Raw genomic sequence first — 21,642 nt, 5'->3', positions numbered from 1 at the left:
ATCCACCTTAATTGATAAATCACATGAACTGAGCACAACGTCCCTATATGTATAAAGACGAGCTCTATTCAATTTGTTATAGTAGCCGACTACTTAATAGGGGCCTATCCACCCTATTCATTCGGGTTTTCCGTGTTTCTGTCTTACAGACTAACAGACGTAAAGCAGCAATCACCAATCTCGACGATAACTAAAATATATTGCAGAAGAAGGTTAGCCTAAGCCATGACTGATCGCCATAACAGAATTGAACAACTGTACGAAGCCTTAAATAACCGTATCTTAATTCTGGACGGGGCCATGGGGACAATGATCCAGGGCTATAAATTTTCTGAGGAAGATTACCGCGGAACACGGTTTAGCGCCCACCCTAGCGATCTAAAAGGCAATAACGACCTTCTTAGCATCACACAGCCAGACATCATCAAAACAATACATCAGCAGTACCTAGATGCCGGCGCTGATATTTTAGGCACCAACACGTTTAACTCGACCGTAGTATCTCAAGCCGATTACGGTATGGAAGAGCTGGTATACGAGTTAAACTTTGAGTCGGCCAAATTAGCGCGCGAAGTGGCAGACCAACAAACACTTATAACGCCTGAAAAACCACGATTTGTAGCGGGCGCAGTTGGCCCAACATCTCGAACAGCCTCTATTTCACCCGATGTTAACAACCCTGGCTATCGTAACGTTACATTTCAAGAGTTAGTCGATAACTATTACCTAGCAGTAAAAGCCTTATGTGAAGGCGGCGTCGACATAATTCTGATCGAGACAATATTCGACACACTTAATTCCAAAGCGGCGATCTACGCAACCCAACAATTCTTTATAGACAGCGGGACTGAGCTTCCTATCATGATCTCAGGCACCATTACAGATGCTTCAGGTCGTACACTTTCAGGTCAAACAGCAGAAGCTTTTTGGCTTTCAGTTTCTCATGCAAAACCACTCAGTGTTGGCCTCAACTGTGCGTTAGGCGCTGATGCTCTTCGCCCCTACATTGAAGAGCTTTCAAAAAAATCCAATGTATTAATTAGTGCTTACCCCAATGCTGGTCTACCCAATGAGTTTGGTGAATATGACCAGACACCAGAAGAAATGGCCGATATCGTTAAGTCATTTGCAGAAGATGGTTTTGTTAACCTAATAGGCGGTTGCTGTGGCTCATCACCCGAGCACATAAAAGCTATTGCTGATGCAGTCGCACCATTTAGTCCCCATAAAATCCCTGACATAAAGCCTGCTCTTAAACTTTCTGGCCTTGAAGCATTCACCTTTGATGAAAATGCACTTTTTATCAATGTGGGTGAGCGAACCAACGTCACGGGTTCAGCTAAGTTTTTAAGACTCATTAAAGAAGAACAGTTTGAAGAAGCCTTAGACGTGGCTCGTCAACAAGTTGAAAACGGTGCTCAAATCATCGATATCAACATGGATGAAGGCATGCTTGAGTCTAAAGAGGCAATGAATAAGTTCTTAAAGCTTATTGCCTCCGAGCCTGATATATCTAAAGTACCAATCATGGTCGACTCTTCTAAATGGGATGTTATCGAAGAAGGCCTCCGCTGCATTCAAGGTAAAGCTGTTGTTAACTCTATCAGCCTTAAAGAAGGTGAAGCAGAGTTTATCGAGAAGGCTAAGTCATGCATGCGTTACGGTGCTGCAGCTGTAGTTATGGCATTTGACGAAGACGGACAAGCAGATACATTTGAACGTAAAACTGAAATATGTAAACGCTCGTATGATGTTTTGACCAGCATTGGCTTTCCACCGCAGGATATTATTTTTGACCCCAACATTTTTGCGATCGCCACGGGCATAGATGAGCACTCGAATTACGCTGTCGACTTTATTGAAGCAACAGCCTGGATTAAACAAAACCTTCCATATGCCAGCATCTCTGGTGGCGTAAGTAACGTTTCGTTTTCGTTTAGAGGCAATAACCCCGTTAGAGAAGCAATACACTCAGTATTTTTATACCACGCCATTAAAGCGGGTATGAATATGGGTATCGTTAATCCTGGTCAATTGGTTATTTATGACGATATAGACCCCATTCTTAAAGAGCGCGTAGAGGATGCTGTACTTAACCGTCGAGAAGACTCTACAGATCGACTACTAGAAATCGCGGATAACTATCGAGGCGATGGCGTCCAACAAAAGAAAGAAGACCTTGCATGGCGTGATTTTTCTGTCAAAAAGCGCTTAGAACACGCCTTAGTTAAGGGCATTACGACCTATATAATTGAAGATACAGAAGCAGCAAGACTTGAAGCGGATAGACCCATTCACGTTATCGAAGGTCCATTAATGGATGGCATGAACGTGGTAGGCGACCTATTTGGCGAAGGAAAAATGTTCTTACCTCAAGTGGTAAAAAGCGCCAGGGTGATGAAGCAAGCTGTTGCCCACCTCCTCCCCTTCATTGAAGCAGAAAAGGGGGAAGCCACTAAAGCCAAAGGCAAGATTCTAATGGCGACAGTTAAAGGTGATGTGCACGATATCGGTAAGAATATCGTCGGTGTTGTATTGCAGTGTAACAACTTCGAAGTTATCGACCTCGGTGTTATGGTTCCATGCGAAACAATACTGAAACGCGCCAAAGAAGAGAACGTTGACATTATCGGCCTGAGCGGGTTAATTACACCCTCTCTTGATGAGATGGTACATGTCGCTAAAGAAATGCAGCGAGAAGGCTTTGAAATACCACTGATGATTGGGGGTGCTACAACGTCAAAAGCCCATGCTGCCGTTAAAATTGAGCCACGCTTCAAAAACGACATTGCGATCTATGTTTCGGATGCATCACGAAGTGTTGCGGTTTCTACCTCACTTTTAAGTGACACCATGAAGCCAGAGTTTGTTAAAGGCATTCGTGAGGAATACGAAGGTGTTAGAGAACGCCGTAAAAACAGAGCCGCTAAAACACCGCTTTTAACATACAAAGAAGCGATTAATCGTCAATTTAAAACAGATTGGGATAACTACACACCACCGGCTCCGACATTTACTGGACTCAAAACATTTGTTGATTATCCTCTAGAAGAACTCATTGCATATATCGACTGGACTCCATTCTTCATAGCTTGGGATCTAGCAGGCAAATACCCTAAGATACTTAGTGATGAAAAAGTGGGTGAAGCCGCTACCAGCCTATTTAATGACGCACAAACAATGCTAAAGAAAATGATCGATGAGAAACTTCTCACCGCTCGAGCGGTTATTGGTTTCTGGCCTGCAAACACAGTCAACTCAGACTCAATTGAACTGTATAGCGATGATGCGCGTACCGAGTGCTTTCAAACGCTTCATCACCTCCGCCAGCAGACAGACAAGGCAACTGAAAAGCCCAACTACTCTCTAGCAGACTTTATTGCCCCAAAAGAATCCGGCAAGCAGGACTATATTGGTGGTTTTGTTGTGACGGCCGGTATTGGGGCAGAAGAACTCGCAAAGAATTACCAAGATAACAACGATGATTACAACAGTATCTTGGTTAAAGCACTTGCAGATAGACTTGCTGAAGCATTTGCCGAAAGAATGCACGAACGCGTTCGTAAAGAATTCTGGGGTTATGCAAATCAAGAAGCACTAGACAATCAAGACCTGATTAAAGAGCGCTATAAAGGGATACGCCCAGCACCTGGTTACCCTGCCTGCCCAGAGCATACCGAAAAAGGGTCTCTATTTAAGATTCTTGATGCCACAGCAAATAGCGGCGTTGAACTAACCGATCACTACGCTATGATGCCTGCATCATCGGTCAGTGGGTTTTATTATTCACACCCAGAATCTAGCTACTTTGCAGTAGGTAGAATAAATCGTGATCAAGTCGCATCCTATGCGAAGCGTAAAAACATGTCTCTAAAAGAGGCGGAGCGTTGGCTGTCTCCTAACTTAGCTTACGAGGCTGACTAAACGATCGATCAATAAATCTGTTAGGTGCCATTGCGAGCAAAAAGTACGTATGGCACCCCTTCTTTATGCCATTTTATTCTTAAGATATTAATAAATAATCATTTTAAGAATAAGGATAAACTGGTATCTTTAGCACCCTTTTAAATTCGGCCATTTTATAACTCAATGTGCCAAGAAAGGATTTCTGCTCAGTAACTGAATAGGCTAAATCATCACAATGTACAAGTACGACGACTATGATCGCAACCTCGTCCTTGAGCGAGTAAAGCAGTTCCGAGGTCAAACTGAACGTTTCCTTGCTGGAGACCTATCAGAAGACGAATTTCTAGCTCTACGGTTGCAAAATGGGCTGTATATACAGCGCCTTGCGCCTATGTTCCGGGTCGCCATTCCTTACGGTATGCTCTCGTCTGTGCAGCTTAGAAATCTTGCTGACTTATCTAGAACATATGACAAGGGCTATGTGCATTTTACTACTCGCCAGAACGTACAATTTAACTGGCCTGAATTAAAAAATATCCCAGATATGCTTGAATCACTGCATAAAGTGGAGATGCACGCCATTCAAACAAGCGGAAACTGCATTCGTAATACAACGACAGACCAGTTTGCCGGTGTATTCAAAGACGAAGTCACTGACCCTCGCCCTTATTGCGAAATCATTCGTCAATGGTCTACATTCCACCCTGAGTTTGCATATCTACCACGTAAATTCAAAATTGCGGTAAACGCTTGCCCTACCGAAGATCGTGCTGCCATGAAGGTTCATGATATCGGCCTAGAATTAGTAAAAAATGAACATGGCGAAACAGGCTTTAGAGTATTTGTAGGCGGCGGGCTTGGTAGAACACCTTTATTGGGTTCTGCCATTAATGAATTCTTACCAGAGCTTGACCTATTAACCTACCTTGAAGCGATTGTTCGTGTTTACAATCAACATGGACGTAGGGATAACAAATTTAAAGCACGTATTAAGATACTGGTTAAAGCACTAACCCCAGAAGTATTTGCACAAAAAGTTGAAGAAGAGTGGCAGCACATCAAAGACAGTGCAGCCAAATTAACCGTTGAAGAAATCAATCGCGTTAAAGGCTTTTTTGTTGAGCCTAGCTACGAGGACATCACCTCTTCAACTGAGTTTGAAGAGCAATTAGCCTCCAACAAAGCCTTTGCTAACTGGGTTAACCGAAACACCAACGAGCATAAGATTCCTGGTTACTCAATTGTTACGCTTACCCTTAAAAAGACAGGCATTCCACCTGGCGATGTCAGCGACGATAAACTTGAATTGATAGCAGATCTGGCTGACAAATATAGTTTTGGCGAAGTACGTATCGCTCACGATCAAAATATCGTGTTGGCTGACGTTAAGCAGTCAGACTTATTTGCTGTTTGGAGAAAAGCACAAACTGCAGGGTTTGCCACCCCTAACCTTAACATGCTAACAGATATTATTTGCTGCCCTGGTGGTGACTTCTGCGCCCTTGCAAACGCGAAATCAATTCCTATTGCAGAACAAATCCAAAGACGTTTTGATAACCTCGACTACTTATATGACCTGGGTGAAATTGAGCTCAATATTTCAGGGTGTATGAATGCTTGTGGACATCACCACGTTGGCAATATCGGAATATTAGGTGTAGATAAAAAAGGACAAGAGTTCTACCAGGTTTCATTAGGTGGTTGCTCTGGTAAAGATGCATCGATTGGTAAAATACTCGGCCCTTCTTTTGCTCGTGAAGAAATGGCAGATATTGTAGAAAAAATTATTGATGTGTATGTTGAAAACAGAACAGCTGAAGAGTTGTTTCTTGATACATACCGCCGAATTGGAATGACGCCATTTAAGGAGCGTGTATATGCCAAAGCTCATTAAAGACAATCAAATTATCGACGATAACTGGATTGTTGTTGACGCCGACTTTGAAGGTGCACTTCCTGAACAGCCAGCCATTGTGCCATTAAGCTACTGGAATCAGAATAAAGCATCACTAAGTGCAAGGTCAGATATTGGTGTATGGCTTGATAGTCACGAAGAACCTAGCCACATCGCTTCTGATTTAGACTCAATCCCTGTAGTGGCGATTAACTTTCCTAAATTCGCTGACGGCAGAGGTTACTCTTACGCGCGTTTATTGCGTGAGCGTTTTAACTATAAAGGCGAAATACGTGCTGTAGGCGACGTACTTCAAGATCAGTTGTTTTATATGAAACGCTGCGGCTTTAATGCCTTTGCTGTACGAGCAGACAGAGACATAGAGGTTGCACTAACAGGCCTTAATGTTTTTTCAAATAGCTACCAAGCGGCCTGCGACCGAAATACACCATTATTTCGAAGACGCTAACGCTTAGTAATTAGCGCTATTTTATAGCGCTAATTACTCCCCTCTATATGGCAACACCGATCATAATTCGTAAATTTTAACTCAATTTTATTTACTTTTAGGTTAAGATAAGCGGTACAAAGACGCTATCATCACTTCCTAAAACGAACACAAGCCACCACAAACTTTAGATGAACATCTGACTTAAATGGACACCTGAACCTATGGAAAGCCAATCAATAGTCACCACGTTCTTCCTGATATTCTCAGGCGCAGCCGTTCTGGCATCAGTAGTCTTATATACAAGACAACCATTACTCGTTGCATACATCGCGCTAGGCGCCATTCTTGGCCCCTATGGACTTCATTTAGTCACTGACGCTAGCCTGCTTTCAGAAATATCAGAGATCGGCATTATATTTTTGCTGTTTCTTTTAGGGCTAGACATGCAGCCCCGAAACTTAATTCACATGCTCAGAAAAGCAACCCTCGTCGCAATAGGCAGCTCACTCGTGTTTGCAGCTTGCGGCTATGCTGTTGCTTATCTATTTGGCTACACCCAAATTGAAAGCGCCGTAATTGGCGTAGCAATGATGTTTTCTAGCACCATTATCGGCATCAAATTATTACCCACAACAGTACTCCACCATAGACATACTGGTGAGCTTGTAGTTGGCTTATTGCTGCTGCAAGATTTGATCGCCATTATTGTTCTACTTATGCTGGGCGGAAAAGAATCTGAATCTACTTGGCAGCAGTTTTTGCAAACACTGATTATGCTACCCGTTCTTGTGCTGGTCGCCTTTGTAGCAGTTAAATACGTTATCGTTAAACTACTACAGCATTTTGATCGGTTTCACGAATACATTTTTTTGCTCGCTATTGGTTGGTGCCTAGGCATGGCACAACTTGCGGAGTTATGCGGACTATCACTTGAAATCGGTGCATTTATAGGCGGTATAAGCATCGCGACTAGCCCGATATCCCAGTATATTGCTGTCCACCTCAAACCTTTAAGAGACTTTTTCTTAATTTTATTTTTCTTCTCCCTGGGCGCCAGCTTTAACTTAGGGCTTTTGTCTGAGGTCATTTTAGCCTCTAGTATATTGGCCGCTTGTATCCTTATCATTAAACCGATCACATTCCGGTATTTGTTAGGCTTTATCAAAGAGCCTGCAGGCGAAGCATGGGAGGTGGGGTTTAGATTAGGTCAGATAAGCGAATTTTCTTTGCTTATCGCATTTCTTGCCACAACAACAGCGATTATCGGCACCAATGCCTCTCATGTTATTCAAGCAACAGCCATCATTACGTTTATTTTGAATTCTTATGTGGTGATTTTTAGATACCCTAGCCCTATTGCAGTAAGCGACAAATTAAGACGGGATTAGACCAGAGAGGTAGATAAGACGGGGATGACAGAAGACCTCTTATTAAGTAATAAGAGGTGCACACCAAAGTGTACTCCACCCCTACAACGTATAAGCAACATATACCACGATATAGGGGCACCACTTTGGCGCAATCAAATAGCCACTTTAAGAGATAAAACGACTCTGCTGTAGTGAGCTAATTAACTTATGAACTGATTTCTCTACCCCTGCCGCAACCGATAAACCAAGCTTTTCTTGCAGAGACTTCTTCTCTTTATACTGAACCTCAAACACATCAAGTGAATCACATGCGTGGTTTATGTATTCATCTGAAGTCTTGAGCTCGTCAACTAACTTAACATCAAGAGCGCGTCGACCAAACCAAACATCTCCATTGGCCACTTCCGAAATATTGACGACAGGCCGATGCTCTCTAACGAATGCTTTAAACAAGTCATGGGTATCTTCAAGATCATGCTTAAATTTCTCTCGACCTTGATCTGTATTTTCGCCAAACATCGTGAGCGTGCGTTTATGCTCGCCTGCCGTAAGCAACTCAATATCGATGCTATTTTTCTTCAATAGTTTATTAAAGTTGGGGACCTGAGCAACAACACCTATAGAGCCCAACACAGCAAAAGGTGACGCAATAATTTTATCTGCTACGCAAGCCATCATGTAACCACCACTGGCTGCGACTTTATCTACACACACTGTCAAAGGTATGCCTGCGTTTTTGATCCGGTTAAGTTGCGCCGATGCAAGACCATAGGAGTGGACCATACCGCCACCACTTTCGAGCCTAATGACAATTTCATCATTTTTAGGGTCAGCAACTGATAACACAGCCGTAATAGAGTTACGTAGCGTTTCATTTTCAGATGCCTTAATGTCGCCATCAAAGTCGATGACATACATTCTTTTTTTAGCCTCAGTTGTTTCGTCGGCGCTTTTGTTTTTCTTTTTAGATTTTTGCTCTTTTTTTGCAACTTTCTGCTTTTCTTTAATCGTATCCCTATCGAGTATTTTGTCCTCAATCGCTTCTTTCATCTCAGCTATTCGCTTATTGATTTTGGTGACCTCAATAGCCCCCTCAGCGCCTGCTTTACCCTTTGATGAAACAGCCACAACACCTGCAACCGCTAGCACAACAGCAATAACAACTGTTACTGCCTTTGCAAGAAAAACCCCATACTCCGCCAAAAATTCCAACACCTTCCCCTTAATAATCTATATTTTGAGTATATTTAAAGAAACGCTAAGGCTTTGTAACAGTGACTGAACACTATCAAGCCTGCAACCATGATATAAAGCCAGCATTTAATTAACTGAGTCAATGCTCGATTATGAGGGCGATCTAGCTAAATACAAGGCCGAAGACCCATTCGGTTGATGGTTATTTTTAACTAATGTGAAGTGAATTTAATTTCAAACAAGCGTTCGATTGGCTATTGACATAACGCTCAATACGACATAATCTGACTTTACTCGATTAATAATCGACTACTAAACCAAGAAAGATACACTAGCATCACATGATATCTAAACATTAATTAGTAAGTGTGAGTTAATCCAAATACGCAAAAGGATATACAAATGCCTGTAGCAAAAATCTTCGAGACTTTAAAAGACAACTTTAACGCCGATGCAGCAGCTGGTGTCGATTTAGTATTTCAATTCGCAATCGAAGATGCCGACGATTATCACTTGGTAATCAATGACGGCAAATGTGAACTTATTGCTGGCGAACATGATGATCCATCTGTAACGCTAATCATGAACACTGAAACTCTTCAGGGTATCGTTAGTGGTGAAACTGACGGTATGCAAGCGTTTATGGCTGGTCAGCTTCGTGCTGAAGGCGATATGATGCTAGCGACTAAATTAGGCGAGCTTTTCAGCATCGGTTAATTTTTTGCTAAATAAAAAAGGCAGTTATTATTAACTGCCTTTTTTATGCCTGTTTATCGATGTAAACACCCTACTCGGTTAACAGACAGGGTAATTGATAGATTTTAAGCTTTCTTCCGCCAAGGACAATAAATCAGCATTCACTGACTCTCTGCCGCTGATTGTTTCGATGTAATACTCTAAAGATGTTAATACATCAGCAAGTGTATCTAATATCGATTCATCTGGACGCGAATCTTTTTCAAGCAATTCTTTTTCTATGCATGCAGCACTTGCTGAGAGGGCAGCCGCTAATCGCTCCTCACCTACAATAAACATACTTCCACGAACAGCATTTAGCGTGGTATTAACATTCGCCAAGTGCATCTTATCCCAATTAGACTCAACAAATGCCGTAATCGCTCGCTTGGTCAACGTTATTCCCGACTGAGCTTCACCTGTGACAACTATCATAGCCTCAGAAAGGTAAGGACTATTCTCGACCACTTGCTTGCCGAGAGCACTGCTGTCGAGTTCTGGCGTAATGCCTGTTTCTTCAAACCGTTTAATTGCTTGCTCTATATTCAAGACAGCATTTGCAACCGATATAAGCTCTTCTTCTGATGGTGTTTTTCCACCCTCTGACCAAGCTTTTAGTTGAGTATTCTGACTAGACGCCAGCTCAGCAAGCTGAGTTAAATCGAGCATAACGAGCGTACTGGTTAACTTATCTAAACTAGTCGATATAACGCTGAAATCTGTTACATCTGGGTCTATACCGCGTTCAATAATATCTAGTTTATCTTTAAGCTGACTAATCTCTTCAAGCAAAGCACCGGAAAGCGATCTAAGTACATCTGCACCAGGGCCAAATAATCGCTTGCGATTAGATATAAGGGTTTGTTCATTAAGCGCTAGCGGTTTCACCCCATAAGCATTGAGTATATTGACCACTTCTTGATTGGTTGACCCACTTAACGCTAACAAATAAAGGAGCTCTTTAAGAATTGAGTCGGGCGCCGTTTTTGACGTAACCACCTTCCCCACGTACACCAACTCTTTCGTGTAACGTTCTATCTTCATTAGCAATCGCTTGCGCGACTTGGTTGTCTCCATCTGCCGATCCATGACAGCCTGGCCAACAATTGCTAACAAGCACCATAATCCAGACAAAGGGGTGTTCACGCAAAGCTTGGATAATCCCAACGCTGAACGTGTCAATAATTTAGTGCTCACCTCAGTATTGTTATCACGAATGATGCCTAATAACGCAACCTGATACATATGCCTTAATCGTCTTGCTCGGTGATCAAAGTCTGATATTTCAGTCACGTCACTCGTATCAAAGTTGGCGCAGTAGTCTACCTTTTTCGACATATCTATTTCGAAAAAGTGTGAATCAGGAAAAGGCTTGCCCTTTATGGCAACTCTTAACTCATTAATAATTGGCAAAAGTAATTCAGGATGATCTTGACGACTTTGCTGATAATATTCGATGTAACGCCTTAATATAAACAGCGCGTTATTGAGCGAGGTTAAAAGATTGTTTTTGTCATCTGTTGCCCCCACAGGGACTTCGTTTGCAACAGAAACGGCTTCATGACATAACAGCACGCCGCCTTGAATTTCAACAAGAACGAAAATACCACGAAGCTGATTAAGAAAGTCGATACAATTCTGTAGCTCTTCCCCGCTCTCCCGGTTTTCTTGAAATCGTTCTAAATTTTTCTCGGCCTGTTTAACCGTTGTTTCGATCTCTGACTGAACGAGTTCAAACGAATTAGCCTTCGCCGCTACTGAAGCTGCAGTCATAAACTACGAATTCCTAATGTTGTTTAGCTACCCATATAGGCTTTATTGCCATGCTCACAAAACCCTATGACTAACCTACTCACGATGCATAGTGAAATGTTAATAATTTTTTATTTAACTTTAACTTATAACACAAATTTCATGTGATACAAGAAATTGACTGTTTCAAAGCATTACTTTTAGTAACTTTTTATAACCCATTGAACCCAGCAATAACGTAAAACTTAATTATAAAAATAACGTTTATTAAAGCTTAGCGTACTAACGGATAAACTGCCATCCACGCTATTCTGCACGCCAAAGTGCAGCGCCTGATGCTTTTTCTAGCGCATCTAATCGACCTTCATGTGCAATCAACTCTGGCTCCGTTGCTTTAATTACATTAAGTACGGGTCGACCTGCCGCTAGCCGTTGAATGCCCGTTACTTGCTCAGAACCTTCTTCCCCCCCTAATGAGAGCATTGTTTGCCCCCCTGTCATCAATAAATAGACATCTGCCAGGATCTCAGAATCAAGCAAAGCGCCGTGCAAATCACGCATACTGTTATCAATGCCGTATCGCTTACACAGAGCATCAAGGCTGTTACGCTGGCCAGGGTGCTTTTTTCTAGCCATGGCTAGTGTATCAAGCACACCACAGTATTTTTCGATCTTGCCTGGTCCGCCTTGTAACATAGCGAACTCGTGATTAATAAAACCAATATCAAACGGGGCGTTATGTATAACTAACTCTGCACCGTCAACAAACGCTAGAAAGTCTGCATAGATATCTTTAAATACAGGTTTATCTGCTAGATATTCATTTGTTATTCCATGAACTTCAATCGCGCCGCTATCAATTTCGCGCTGAGGATTGATATATTGATGGTAATGATTACCGGTAAGCTTTCGGTCGATTAATTCTACACAACCTATTTCAATTATTCTGTGTCCCTGGGAAGGCTCTATACCTGTAGTTTCTGTATCTAATACTACTTGTCTCATTGAACAGTTCTTCCTATAAATTTTCTTACCACACTCACTGGCTTCATGATTGTGCGTACGTCTTTTTATATCTTAACTAAGGCTTCATTCGGTTAGCCACAGGCAAACCAATTACATTCGTTTCTTTCCATTTTGGCTTTGCAGAAATCGAGCAGCCTACCTGTTTTTTTGCCAGAATCATATAATAGGCCCCCATTGGAAACTTACCATTATCAAATTTATCCGCAAAGGCAAAACGCTCTAACAAACGGTAATTTTGAACTGGCGGTCTCAAAAAATGATGATCTGCACTCGTTATTTCAAAATCCAATAGTTTAAGCCAGTCTTCCACCCGGTGTCCTGAGGTAAAACGGCCATTCCAAGGTGCTGCTTTCTTTCTTGAAACAAGTTTTCGTACACCCCACATACTCATAGGGTTAAACCCTATAATGAGTAGGTGCCCGCTACTCTTAACCACCCTTGACGCCTCACGAAGTGCTTGATGAGGCGAAACAGTATAATCTAACGTATGATGCAGTATCGCTAAATCTATACTGTCATGGCATAAGCCTAACTCATGAGGTTCAGCGACAAGTGTGTTTTCAGGCATGTCGGACTGCCACTCGGGAACCGTTACTATCTTATGGCCAAGACTACTAGAATTCCCCATGGGGAATCGATGACTCACCAGCATTTCTAACTGGTGATAACCAAACATTCTGCCAATAACGCCATCAATTTTTCGTCTTTGATCTGAAAGCAAAACACGCCCTAATGATGACTGAAACCAAGCTTCAAATGTATGCTGTAAATGTAGATATTCACAATCTTCTTTTGTTCGAGTAAACCCCATAATATCACCTGCAATCCGTCGTCTAGGGACCCATCTAAAAAGATTCATCTAATCGTCAGAGTATATCGTTAAATCACTATAAACTTTTACGGTTTAAAATCCATCCTTTAACGATTAAGATAGGATTCTATACAAGATTAAGCAACCTCATCATGAAACAAACAATCACAAGATTAATCATCTTAACTGGGTAAAATAATGCTAACTGTATTACCAATTAACGCCTATCAAGATAACTACATCTGGTGTATTCAGAACCCGCTCTCTCAAGCTTGCATAGTTGTTGACCCGGGTGAAGCCCAACCGGTAATAGATCATTTAGAGAAACATCAGCTCACACTCGTTGCGATATTAGTCACCCATCATCACTACGACCATGTCGACGGCATTTGTGATCTAGTCTCATATACCCAGCAACAAACGGGTAAGTCTATAGATGTTTATGGACCTTTAAACCCTAAAATCAAGCAAATCACCCACCCCCTAAAGCATGGAGACGTGCTAACAATTTTAGGCACCCTCTATGAAGTGACCGAGGTTCCCGGCCATACGCTTGACCACCTTAGCTATTTTTCTCCAGAAGATTCTCTGCATTCAGCACCCTGGCTGTTTTGTGGAGACACGCTTTTTTCGGCAGGTTGCGGTCGCTTATTCGAAGGGACCCCTGCACAAATGCTAAATTCTCTTAAAGCGTTAGCATCATACCCTTTAGAGACTGAAGTTTATTGCACTCACGAGTACACCCTTTCAAATCTAGCCTTTACTCAGGCCGTATTGCCGAATGATACGGAAGTAAAGCTTTACATTGAGAGATGCCAAACGTTACGAGATTCAAACAAACCGACACTGCCCTCTACTATAAAAACAGAGTTAGCCATCAATCCATTTTTAAATTGTACCAGACCCGACGTACAAGCGTCGGTATCCCTGCAGTCTCAATCCCCCATAACCGATGAGTTAGACACCTTTACTCGCCTACGAAAATGGAAAGATACATTTTAGCCACGGCTTAACTAATTTAGAGGCTCCTAGACCATAAACACACAAGTAAATTGCTGTGGACGTCCCATTTCACAGCGTTTCATTTCTTTTTTTATCAATATTAAAAATAGTTAATTACGCCCCTTAGCCTATTGACCCTGAAAGCCTAGGCCAATAGACTTTCGGGTTGGTTAGGAGCTAAAAGGATTTTTAGCTCCTCACTTACACCGTGCTTTTCAGATATTACCTGAAGTACCGTCTTTATCCTCAAATGTTGCGCTTTAATGTTTCGAATTTCTTTATTTATAATTTCTTTATTTTTACTTTCTGCTTGCGCTACACCACCTTCAAATAACGAAGGTGAACCCCATACAACAGATAAAGTAACGCCAACTGTGATGAAAGAGCCTGATATAGACACTCAGGGTCAATCGTCATTTTTCTCGTTATTTACACTACCAGACTCACTTTTTGACTCTGAAGAAATCGTCATCACAACAGAAGATGGGCGTGAAGAGTCGACTGATCAAGACTCATTATCGGCAGACGCTAAAATCTTATCGGCTAAACATAACTGCGTTGATGTAGACTGTACAGCCATCACCACAGAGTTTGCGGAACGTCTTGCTGAGGCTGAAACCACTAACCCGTTTAAAGCTACGTCTAGTGAGCAAGATTTATGGGATCGAATGCGCAGAGGGTTTGCGCTCGACCTTGCCCCTAACAACCCTAGGTTTATGAACCAGCTCAACTGGTATAAGAAACATCAGCGCTACCTTGATAGAACCACGGCTCGTTCATCTCGTTACCTCTACCACATTGTTCAAGAAACCGAAAAAAGAGGGATGCCCCTTGAATTGGCGTTATTACCCGTCGTTGAAAGTGCATTTGACCCTTTTGCCTACTCCCATGGCAGAGCATCAGGTATATGGCAGTTTATTCCTGGTACAGGTAAAGCCTTTGGTTTAAAACAAGACTGGTGGTATGACGGACGTAGAGATATTGTGGCGTCTACTGATGCCGCATTAACATATTTACAAGCACTGTCCAATCGATTTGATGGTGACTGGCTTCTTGCGCTAGCCGCCTATAACTCAGGGGGCGGAACAGTATCAAAAGCCATTCGGTACAATAAAAAAAGAGGCCTTAATACCGACTTTTGGTCTTTAAAACTGCCGAAAGAAACTCGCGCATATGTGCCAAAATTACTCGCCATCGCTAGGCTAATTAAAGAGCCTGAAGCATTTGGTCTGACCCTTCAATCACTACCAAATGAGCCTTATTTCGATATTGTAAAAGTTGGCTCTCAGATTGATTTAGCTCAGGCTGCGAAGATGGCTAACATTACGGTTGAAGAAATTTACTTGCTTAATCCGGGATTTAATCGATGGGCAACATCCCCGATTGGACCTCATCGCCTTCTCATCCCCATAGCAAACACCGAGAATTTTAAAACAGCTTTAGCTGCTTTACCCAGCAACCAAAGACTAAGTTGGCAGCGTTACACGGTTAAATCTGGCGATTCACTTATACGCATTGCGAATAAATACAACACAACGCCTGCGGTTATTAAGCAAACCAATAACCTTCGATCAAATATGATCAGACAAGGACAAAAACTGCTAATACCCGTCGCTGCTAAAGGTAATTCATATTACGCATTTAGTGCACAGAACCGTATTGAGAAAAAGCAAAATGCAGCCCCTAGAGGTAATAGCTCGTCAAAAATTGACTATACCGTCCGATCTGGTGACACGCTTTGGGATATATCCAGAAAATATAAGGTCGGTGTACGAAGTCTTGCTCGATGGAATAGCATGGCCCCTACAGACCCCCTTAAACCTGGCAAGAAACTGGTTATTTGGACTAAATCAGCACCAACGGTGACAGCATCTAGGTATGCCCCCCCTAGTCGCTCTAACATTCGAAAGATAGGTTACCGAGTTAGAAAAGGTGACTCACTCGCACGAATTGCAGGTAAGTTTAACGTCACCGTTAAGCAAATTGTCACGTGGAATAATATTGACCCTAAAAAATATTTAAAGCCTGGGCAAAAATTAAAACTTCATGTTGATGTAACAAATGGGTCTTAAGACCCATTTTTATTAGCTAATACCGCCAAACTCATATTAATTTGTGCGCAAAAGTGCTTAAAGCCATTAAAGTAACTGTCATTTAGCGCTCGCTTACTTTCACCTAAATCAGCATATAAAAAACCCACTGGTTTTTTATTCGCTTTAATCGGTGCAATCAAAAACGTTTTCACGCCGGTTACTGCAATATAATCAGGTGTCAATGTGGAAGTAAGTTCCTTAAAATTTTCATTACCGACCCATGACGCCTTACCCTTGCTGAATAACTGAAACAAGAAACCAGACCGGCTTTTGACAAATGTAAATTTAAATTTTTCTCGCCAGTTTTCAGTACCTTCTCCAATCATATACTTAGCTGAAACCGTTTCTCGTCCTTTATCAAAAATAGCTAAGCACACTCGCTCTAACCCAACGCCACGATGTAGTCCTTCAAGTACCATTTGGAAGAGTGAATTCATATCCACTCCGTCCATCATCATACTGGTTAACTCTTGTAGAATTTTTAATTGAAGCTCTTGATTAGGTTGATGAACACTTTTTACTCCAACACAGGCATCACTCTCCATTTCAACCGGACGGGTTGACGGAATCATAGCGACAAGCACATCACTACCATAGTTGGCAGCCACCTCTGCCGCTTCATTGGCGCTTTCTTGCACCATGCTTTCTACATCTTTAATGCTACTGCCGGTAAAAGTGGATATTTTCTTCATCAGCGCATTCATCTCAGCGCTATCCCAACCTTTTTTTGATACCTGGCTGACCTCCTCCCCCATTAAAACCGCTTCAGCCTTATGTGACATTTTACTGGATGGCTGTAATGACTCTTGAAGAACCGCACCTAAACGCCAGCTTTTTACCAAGGCAAGACCTAAACGCTTGTAACTGACACCAATGACACTCTCAGCAATTCGGTCACGTTCTTTATCGGTTGAGTCCTCTTCATAAAGTTCATACAGCTCGGCAACCTCACTTTCGCCACTTGATAACACCAACATTTCTGCAAGATGAAGAAGCAATGTCGCGACAAAAATCTCTTCTTTTCCATCTGCAGACATTTTGATGCAAATATTTCTGGCCTGTGTAGCGGCATGTATCGCATCGGCCATTATTTCATACAGACGGGTGGCAGGCTGCCCATGCAAGATACTCTCAAGCACTTTTATCGTGATGCAGATGCTTTTAATGGTATTAAAGCCAATCGCCAAGATTGATCGACTGACCGTTGTAATCGGGCTTCCCGTGGGATTAAAGTGAACCGTATTGGCGACTTTTAATACCTGAGTCGTTAACGAAGCATCTCTTAGAATAACCTCTGCTAATTGGCTGGCTGACGTTTCATCAGATGAAGTCAGTATATTAAGTTCTGCGAGGACAGACGTGAGTACAACACCATCTTCACTATCAAGCCTTTCTACCCACGCAGCTAAACCCTTTTTTTCCACCAATAGCCTCCAGTTAACGCCATAATTCAGGTGTTTTTTACATTTCTTTAACTTTAATATAGCTAATGATCCTGATAAGGTATTGATACTTTGATAATTAGCATTAAAAAATAATAAATACCGGACTCAAATGCGCTATTTTATAAAGCTCTTTACGACACACATGATGTCGATTTTAGTGCTGACTTATTCCCTATTTGCCCCTTTAATTACGTTTGCTGAGAATGCAACAACGCGCTCAGAAAACATAACGACCAGTCACGGCTTTGCTCTTTATGGTGATCTAAAGTATGCACCCGACTTTTCTCACTTTAACTACGTCAATCCAGCAGCACCAAAAGGCGGTAACATCCGTTTAATGGGTTTTGGAACGTTTGACACGCTAAACCCTTACACACTTCGCGGTATCAGCCCCATTAATACACCTGGCCAATATGTTTATGGTTTCTCCGAAGAAACGGATTCATTACTGGTAGGCACCGGTGGCGTATCAAGATCAGGCGATGAGCCACAGTCAGCCTATGGACTCATTGCAACGTCAATCAGCTACCCTGATGATTTAAGCTGGGCTATATTTAATCTTAGGCCATCCGCTCAATTTCAAGATGGGCATAAGATTGATGCAGACGATGTTCTGTTTTCGTGGCAGACACTCATCAAAGAAGGTCATCCCCAATTTCGTCAAAGCCTTAAAGGTATTGAGGATGTTGTGGTGATCAGCCCCTTAAACGTTAAAGTTATTTTCAAACATAGCCATGCGAGAGCTGATTTATTACGCTTTGGCGAACTCCCAATTTTGCCTAAGCATTACTGGGAAGATAAAGACTTTTCTAAAACGACCCTGACCCCTCCCGTTATAAGCGGACCGTATAAGATCAAGTCCGTCTCTGCTGGAAAGTTCATTACATTTGAACGAAACACCACTTATTGGGCGAAGGACCTTGCCGTCAATAAAGGTCGATATAACTTTGATACGGTTCAGTTTGACTATTACCGTGATCAAACCATTGCTTTTGAGGCCTTTAAAAGCGGTGAATTTGATACATTTATAGATTACACCGCTAAGAACTGGGCTGCAGGTTATGACTTCCCAAATCTAAGAAACAACAACGTCCTAAAAGAAGAGATACAACACCAAATCCCTTCTGGCACTCAGGGGTTCTTTTTTAATACACGAAAGCCAGTATTCAGCTCGATAAAGGTAAGGCAAGCCATTGCACTCCTGTTTGATTTTGAGTGGACCAACAAAAATATATTTCATGATGCCTATACCAGAAACACGACTTACTTCCCAAACTCTATCTTTGATGCGTCATTAGCTAAACCCGATGATGCTGAACTTAAACTACTTGAACCCTATAGAGATAGTTTACCTGCCTCACTTTTTATTAAACCTTTCACAGCCAACACCATTAACAGCACAACAACTGCTGCAGATTCAAACAACACCTCAGGCAACATAAGGCACAAACAAAGACAGGCATTAAAACTACTTAAAGACGCAGGATGGGCACTCAACAACGGTACGCTCTACCACCATACAACTAAAGAGCCGTTTGAATTTGAGATTCTGCTGAGACAGCCAAGCATAAAAAGAGTGATAGAGCCCTTTATAGAGAACTTGAGAAAAACCGGTATTAAAGCTACCGCGAGACTCGTCGATGCTAATCAATACAAAGTCAGGCTAGACGACTTTGACTTCGATATGACAACATTTGTGCTATCGCAAAGCCTTTCTCCAAGCCATGAGCAGCGAGAATATTTTCACTCTTCGACAAGGGACATAAAAGGGAGTCGAAACTACGCTGGAGTTAACCATCCTGCTGTGGATTATCTAACTGAGACAATAATTAGCGCTAAAACACGTCAGGAGCTGATAACCGCCACGAAAGCACTTGATCGTGTGCTACTATGGAACCACTATATAGTTCCTAATTGGCATTTGAATTATCATCGCATTGCCTATTGGGATAAATTTCTCAAACCTGAACAACAACCACCGTATAAACTAGGTTTTGAGAATTGGTGGATCAAATAATAATATCATTCGGTATATAAGATGACTTCAATGCAACATCCGTCAACGACGCACTCTAATGCACTTAACGCTGTTATAACTAGCATTAAGCTTGCTGGCTTTTCACTATTTATGTCACTTTCATTAGCCTCACCTACACAGGCTATCAATTCAGACAGCCATCAAGCAGTGATGAAAGACACAACGCCAACAACGCCAAAACACGGTGTAGCGATGCATGGCGATGTTAAGTATCCAGCAGACTTCACTCATTTTGATTATGTAAACCCCTATGCACCTAAAGGCGGAACCGTTCGACGAAGTGTTGTGTCTAACAGTTATGACAGCTTTCACCCTTTTGTTTTAAAAGGCGTACCTGCCGCGGGTGTTAGCCATTACTTGTACGACACCCTTACCGTACAGTCAGAAGATGAAGCGTTCAGTCAGTATGGGCTCATTGCAGAAAAAATAGAAATGCCTGCAGATCGTAGCTGGGTCACTTTTCATATAAACCCTAAAGCCCGCTTTCAAGACAACCACCCTATACTGCCTGAAGATGTTATTTTTACCTTTAACAGCCTTATTGAGCATGGTGCTCCTTTTTACAAAGCCTATTATGGCGACGTATTGAATGTCAGCAAAACAGGTCAATATCAAGTACGCTTTGACTTTAAGAATAACAAAAACCGTGAATTACCCTTGATACTCGGCCAGCTTCCGGTACTACCTGAGCATTATTGGGCGTCTCGTGACTTTTCTAAGTCGACCCTAGAGACCCCATTAGGCAGCGGGCCTTATAAAATAGACTCATTTAACACGGGTCGATCCATCAGCTATAAACGTAACCCTAATTATTGGGCTAAAGACCTCCCCGTTAATAAAGGACTCTATAATTTTGATGAAATAATATTCGAATACTATGGCGATCAAACCATAGCGCTTGAAGCATTTAAGGCGGGTGAATACGATTTTATCGTCGAGAATATAGCCAAAAACTGGGCTACGTCTTACTCCGGCGATAAATTCAACAATGGCCTGATCGTTAAAGAAGAGGTCGAGCACGAGCAGCCTGTGGGCATGCAAGGCTTTATATTTAACACTCGAAAAGATATCTTCAAAGACCCTAAGGTACGTGAAGCGCTTAGCTATGCCTTTGACTTTGAGTGGACCAACAAACAACTCTTTTTTGGTCAATACAAGCGTACTAACAGCTACTTTGAAAACTCCGAACTAGCGTCATCAGGGCTGCCAAGCAAAGAAGAGCTTGCTATTCTGAATACGTTTAGAGGGCAAATACCCGACAGCGTATTCACAACCGTTAACCAAGCCCCTAAAACAGACGGTTCTGGTAAAGTCCGTAAAAATCTTCGTACAGCGCTTAAATTACTTAAAGAAGCAGGATGGACGGTTAAAAATAAACAACTTGTTAACGAAAAAACCTCTCAACCGTTTAAATTTGAGATTTTGTTATACCAAAAAAGCTTCGAACGTATTATTCACCCATTCACCAAGAACCTTTCTACCCTCGGTATTCAAGCAGATATACGCTTAGTCGACACAAACCAGTACATTGGTCGTGTGAGAGAGTATGACTATGATATGTTTATAATGACCTTATCTCAGTCTAACTCGCCCGGTAATGAACAGCGGGACTATTGGTATTCAACAAATACTACTACACCTGGAACTCGCAACTATATTGGCGTCTCTGACCCTGTCGTCGACCAGTTAGTCGACATGATCATTGCAGCCCCCGATAGAGAGTCATTAGTGACGCGCACAAGAGTGCTCGACAGAATCCTATTGTCCTATCACTATGTTATTCCCCAATGGCACCTACCAAAACAGCGGATTGCTTATTGGAAACGTTTAAGCCACCCGAAAGTATTTCCTAAAGCGGGTGTTGATTTTGATACTTGGTGGACAAACGACCAATAAATTAACCTAATTCACACAGCAGAATTCAC

General features: G+C 42.1%; 14 protein-coding genes. 9 read left to right on the top strand and 5 right to left on the bottom strand.

The genetic code is table 11. From position 1 onward, the window contains the following. Positions 1-225 precede the first annotated feature (225 nt). The 4 genes from metH (at position 226) to NKI27_RS09185 (ending at position 7,639) form a co-directional block, all read left to right on the top strand. Positions 226-3,924 carry a methionine synthase gene (gene metH, locus NKI27_RS09200; RefSeq protein WP_265049365.1) on the top strand — a complete coding sequence of 1,233 codons (3,699 nt, stop codon included), beginning with the start codon at positions 226-228 and terminating at the stop codon, positions 3,922-3,924. 217 nt (positions 3,925-4,141) lie between these two features. Beyond that, positions 4,142-5,800, top strand: a complete 1,659-nt coding sequence (locus NKI27_RS09195; RefSeq protein ID WP_265049364.1) for a nitrite/sulfite reductase — start codon at positions 4,142-4,144, stop codon at positions 5,798-5,800. Next, positions 5,784-6,269 carry a DUF934 domain-containing protein gene (locus NKI27_RS09190; protein ID WP_265049363.1) on the top strand — a complete coding sequence of 162 codons (486 nt, stop codon included), beginning with the start codon at positions 5,784-5,786 and terminating at the stop codon, positions 6,267-6,269. Before NKI27_RS09195 ends, NKI27_RS09190 begins: the two co-directional genes overlap by 17 nt. A gap of 203 nt (positions 6,270-6,472) precedes the next feature. Next, positions 6,473-7,639 carry a cation:proton antiporter gene (locus NKI27_RS09185; protein ID WP_265049362.1) on the top strand — a complete coding sequence of 389 codons (1,167 nt, stop codon included), beginning with the start codon at positions 6,473-6,475 and terminating at the stop codon, positions 7,637-7,639. 147 nt (positions 7,640-7,786) lie between these two features. Here NKI27_RS09185 and sohB read toward each other — a convergent pair whose 3' ends face one another. Then, positions 7,787-8,833 (bottom strand): protease SohB, encoded by a 1,047-nt coding sequence (gene sohB / locus NKI27_RS09180; protein WP_265049361.1) that lies wholly within the window; start codon positions 8,831-8,833, stop codon positions 7,787-7,789. A gap of 384 nt (positions 8,834-9,217) precedes the next feature. Here sohB and NKI27_RS09175 point away from each other — a divergent pair, with 384 nt between their 5' ends. Continuing rightward, positions 9,218-9,532 carry an SCP2 sterol-binding domain-containing protein gene (locus tag NKI27_RS09175; RefSeq protein ID WP_265049360.1) on the top strand — a complete coding sequence of 105 codons (315 nt, stop codon included), beginning with the start codon at positions 9,218-9,220 and terminating at the stop codon, positions 9,530-9,532. 78 nt (positions 9,533-9,610) lie between these two features. Here NKI27_RS09175 and NKI27_RS09170 read toward each other — a convergent pair whose 3' ends face one another. From NKI27_RS09170 to NKI27_RS09160, 3 genes are all read right to left on the bottom strand, one after another. Continuing rightward, the gene (locus NKI27_RS09170) at positions 9,611-11,323 is read right to left on the bottom strand and encodes a hypothetical protein (RefSeq protein WP_265049359.1); all 1,713 of its coding nucleotides are present in this window, start codon (positions 11,321-11,323) and stop codon (positions 9,611-9,613) included. Between the two features lie 285 nt (positions 11,324-11,608). Beyond that, on the bottom strand, positions 11,609-12,307 hold the full coding sequence (gene dnaQ, locus NKI27_RS09165; RefSeq protein WP_265049358.1) for a DNA polymerase III subunit epsilon: 699 nt from the start codon (positions 12,305-12,307) through the stop codon (positions 11,609-11,611). 76 nt (positions 12,308-12,383) lie between these two features. Then, entirely contained in the window at positions 12,384-13,187 is an 804-nt protein-coding gene (locus NKI27_RS09160; RefSeq protein ID WP_265049357.1) for a class I SAM-dependent methyltransferase, read from the bottom strand. Positions 13,188-13,337: 150 nt separating this feature from the next. Between NKI27_RS09160 and gloB the strand changes: the two genes are divergently transcribed. Then, the gene (gloB, locus tag NKI27_RS09155; protein ID WP_265049356.1) at positions 13,338-14,141 is read left to right on the top strand and encodes a hydroxyacylglutathione hydrolase; all 804 of its coding nucleotides are present in this window, start codon (positions 13,338-13,340) and stop codon (positions 14,139-14,141) included. A gap of 263 nt (positions 14,142-14,404) precedes the next feature. Beyond that, positions 14,405-16,213, top strand: a complete 1,809-nt coding sequence (locus NKI27_RS09150) for a lytic transglycosylase (RefSeq protein WP_265049355.1) — start codon at positions 14,405-14,407, stop codon at positions 16,211-16,213. Here NKI27_RS09150 and NKI27_RS09145 read toward each other — a convergent pair. Beyond that, on the bottom strand, positions 16,210-17,658 hold the full coding sequence (locus tag NKI27_RS09145; RefSeq protein WP_265049354.1) for an HDOD domain-containing protein: 1,449 nt from the start codon (positions 17,656-17,658) through the stop codon (positions 16,210-16,212). The genes NKI27_RS09150 and NKI27_RS09145 overlap by 4 nt on opposite strands. Before the next feature lie 130 nt (positions 17,659-17,788). On the opposite strand from NKI27_RS09145, the gene NKI27_RS09140 reads away from it, so the two are divergent. Continuing rightward, complete coding sequence (locus tag NKI27_RS09140; RefSeq protein ID WP_265049353.1) at positions 17,789-19,696, top strand: extracellular solute-binding protein; 1,908 nt, start codon at positions 17,789-17,791, stop codon at positions 19,694-19,696. A 21-nt stretch (positions 19,697-19,717) separates the two neighbouring features. Continuing rightward, the gene (locus tag NKI27_RS09135; RefSeq protein WP_265049352.1) at positions 19,718-21,613 is read left to right on the top strand and encodes an extracellular solute-binding protein; all 1,896 of its coding nucleotides are present in this window, start codon (positions 19,718-19,720) and stop codon (positions 21,611-21,613) included. Positions 21,614-21,642 lie beyond the last annotated feature (29 nt).

The organism is Alkalimarinus alittae (genome assembly GCF_026016465.1).
In the GTDB taxonomy this organism is placed as follows: domain Bacteria; phylum Pseudomonadota; class Gammaproteobacteria; order Pseudomonadales; family Oleiphilaceae; genus Alkalimarinus; species Alkalimarinus alittae.
Note: the sequence above shows the minus strand (reverse complement) of the source record. Positions and strands in the feature narration are given on the sequence as shown.

Coding starts and splice junctions, on each gene's coding strand:
- NKI27_RS09195 (WP_265049364.1), top strand. CDS start 4,142: ATGTACAAGTACGACGACTATGATCGCAACCTCGTCCTTGAGCGAGTA.
- NKI27_RS09170 (WP_265049359.1), bottom strand. CDS start 11,323: ATGACTGCAGCTTCAGTAGCGGCGAAGGCTAATTCGTTTGAACTCGTT.
- NKI27_RS09150 (WP_265049355.1), top strand. CDS start 14,405: ATGTTTCGAATTTCTTTATTTATAATTTCTTTATTTTTACTTTCTGCT.
- dnaQ (WP_265049358.1), bottom strand. CDS start 12,307: ATGAGACAAGTAGTATTAGATACAGAAACTACAGGTATAGAGCCTTCC.
- NKI27_RS09135 (WP_265049352.1), top strand. CDS start 19,718: ATGACTTCAATGCAACATCCGTCAACGACGCACTCTAATGCACTTAAC.
- NKI27_RS09185 (WP_265049362.1), top strand. CDS start 6,473: ATGGAAAGCCAATCAATAGTCACCACGTTCTTCCTGATATTCTCAGGC.
- NKI27_RS09190 (WP_265049363.1), top strand. CDS start 5,784: ATGCCAAAGCTCATTAAAGACAATCAAATTATCGACGATAACTGGATT.
- NKI27_RS09140 (WP_265049353.1), top strand. CDS start 17,789: ATGCGCTATTTTATAAAGCTCTTTACGACACACATGATGTCGATTTTA.
- NKI27_RS09175 (WP_265049360.1), top strand. CDS start 9,218: ATGCCTGTAGCAAAAATCTTCGAGACTTTAAAAGACAACTTTAACGCC.
- metH (WP_265049365.1), top strand. CDS start 226: ATGACTGATCGCCATAACAGAATTGAACAACTGTACGAAGCCTTAAAT.
- gloB (WP_265049356.1), top strand. CDS start 13,338: ATGCTAACTGTATTACCAATTAACGCCTATCAAGATAACTACATCTGG.
- NKI27_RS09160 (WP_265049357.1), bottom strand. CDS start 13,187: ATGAATCTTTTTAGATGGGTCCCTAGACGACGGATTGCAGGTGATATT.